Annotated in this window: 2 protein-coding genes and 1 pseudogene; all 3 read right to left on the bottom strand. The window is 39.1% G+C overall.

The window, feature by feature from the left end:
* Positions 1 to 453: 453 nt before the first annotated feature.
* Positions 454 to 885 carry a hypothetical protein gene (locus ACFILA_RS09435; protein WP_375661115.1) on the bottom strand — a complete coding sequence of 144 codons (432 nt, stop codon included), beginning with the start codon at positions 883 to 885 and terminating at the stop codon, positions 454 to 456.
* A 5-nt stretch (positions 886 to 890) separates the two neighbouring features.
* Entirely contained in the window at positions 891 to 1,352 is a 462-nt protein-coding gene (locus ACFILA_RS09430; RefSeq protein WP_375661114.1) for a hypothetical protein, read from the bottom strand.
* Positions 1,349 to 1,653, bottom strand: a pseudogene (locus tag ACFILA_RS09425) (hypothetical protein); the annotation flags it as partial. The gene ACFILA_RS09430 and the pseudogene ACFILA_RS09425, both read right to left, overlap by 4 nt.

Genomic DNA, 1,653 nt, shown 5'->3' with positions numbered 1-1,653 from the left:
AATTTGTCATGTTGGTTTCCTTGATTTGCGCGCAATTCCCCCGTGGCGTGAATCACGCTTGTGTTAAAAGGCTGGTTTTGGGGTGTTAGAGTTTTGTCTTTACAGGTTGTACAATCCGATCAATTGGAATGCGTTTTATATATGCACAATGATCAGAATATAGCGTCAACAAGAAAGATTCATCTGAATTGGGTGGTATCATTTCAAATCTAGTGCATGCAAACGGTCTGAATTCGTATGAAAATGCAAAGCATTGCGATCCTATGAGTTCCATTGGCACGATATTCTCTTCACTTAAGAAGGCATCTATTTTGTCTTTAGAGATTATGGTATCTACATAGGGCTCGCCCTTATCTCCAGAGATCGTTATACAAAGTTCACCTGGATTGTGGGTATTTCTCACAACTAACTGCGAACACAAAGTAGGTTTAATTTCATATCTATACATAATAATTATCTTCTCTCGCTCGTTGTGATAATACTGCCTCCACGAACCTCTGAATCTCCGTAAATGTGTGCGTTACCATACACTTCTGCATTGCAATGAACACTTGCATTTTCGTAAACATGTGCTTTTCCAAAAATACGACCACCATATATTTTTGCGTTATGATGAATTGTTGCATTTTCATAAATATTTGCAAAATAACAAACTTTTGAGTTATCAAATACCTTGGCATTGTTGTAAACTTTTGCACCGCTATAAACCATGGCATCATCATAAACCCAACAGTCTCCTTCATGACTTAAGTTGCTCTCACCTTCTATAAAGCCGCCTAGGTCACCTTTCTTGATTTTTCCGAAGCTTCTCAATGCACGAATGCGGTGAAGAGTTTTGCCCCCAACTTCGATTGTTTCATCAGTAAGTTCATATTTCTTTTCCATGATTACTATTTCTCACGTTCTACGATTACGGTGGAGCCACTAATTTTACAATTTCCAGCAATGTGTACACGACAGCAAATATATGCTTGATTGTAAATTTTAGCATTTCCGTAAACGTGTACACTTTCCCCTATAACAGAATTCCCATAAATCCGCGCATAGTCAAAAACCTTGGCATTATCTCCAACAGAAGCACCACCAACTTCGGCATAATCATAAACTTGTGCATTGTCATAAACGCGTGCATTCCCATAAACCCGCGCATCATCATAAACTTTGGCATCACCGTAAACTTGTGCATTGCCAAAAATCCAACAGTCTCTCTTATGGCTTAAGTTGCTCTCTTTTTCTATAAAACCGCCGAGGTCACCTTTTTTGACATATCCAAAGTCTCTTAATGCTCTAATTCGGTGAAGAGTTCTTCCATCAAACACAGTTTTTTCATCAGTAAATTCGTATTTTTTCATCTGGTCTTTTCTCCAGTTGAGATTCTTTTATTGCCATCAATCCAGTCGTCCCAACATACACATGCTGCACCGTAAATTTTTGCATGACCGTAAACATGCGCATCACCGGAAACTTCTGCATTGCCGTAAACACGCGCCCTATCGTAAATGTGTGGCTCTTCGTAAACTTGTGCATTGCCATAAACTTCTGCATTATCAAAAACGTGCGGTTCACCGCAAATATGTGCATCACCGTAAACTTCTGCATGACCGTAAATGCATGGTTCATCGAAAACTTCTGCTTTGCCATAAATACGAGAAT

Source organism: Bartonella sp. CL71SXKL (assembly GCF_042194935.1).
In the GTDB taxonomy this organism is placed as follows: Bacteria; Pseudomonadota; Alphaproteobacteria; order Rhizobiales; family Rhizobiaceae; genus Bartonella.
This window is presented reverse-complemented; position numbering and strand designations above follow the sequence as displayed.

Bases quoted from the DNA above. Each gene is read 5' to 3' on its own strand.
- ACFILA_RS09435 (WP_375661115.1), bottom strand. From the start codon at position 885: ATGGAAAAGAAATATGAACTTACTGATGAAACAATCGAAGTTGGGGGC.
- ACFILA_RS09430 (WP_375661114.1), bottom strand. From the start codon at position 1,352: ATGAAAAAATACGAATTTACTGATGAAAAAACTGTGTTTGATGGAAGA.